Source organism: Levilactobacillus tujiorum (assembly GCF_012641185.1).
In the GTDB taxonomy this organism is placed as follows: Bacteria; Bacillota; Bacilli; order Lactobacillales; family Lactobacillaceae; genus Levilactobacillus; species Levilactobacillus tujiorum.
The window spans coordinates 1-219 of the sequence record NZ_JAAXLK010000082.1 but is presented as its reverse complement, the minus strand read 5'-3'; the positions used below and the strand labels follow the sequence as shown (position 1 = coordinate 219).

1 rRNA gene is annotated in these 219 nt (G+C 49.8%); it reads right to left on the bottom strand.

The annotated features are described in order from the left end of the window. Positions 1–219: ribosomal RNA gene (locus HF569_RS12305) — 23S ribosomal RNA — on the bottom strand; the annotation flags it as partial.

The window sequence follows — 219 nt, the reverse complement described above, 5'->3', positions numbered from 1 at the left end:
CGTGTAGCACCCCTTCTCCCGAAGTTACGGGGTCATTTTGCCGAGTTCCTTAACGAGAGTTCACTCGCTCACCTTAGGATACTCTCCTCGACTACCTGTGTCGGTTTGCGGTACGGGTAATTAATCACTAACTAGAAGCTTTTCTCGGCAGTGTGACATCTGGCGCTTCCCTACTAAAATTCGGTCCTCGTCACGCCTTGTCCTTAGCGATAAGCATTT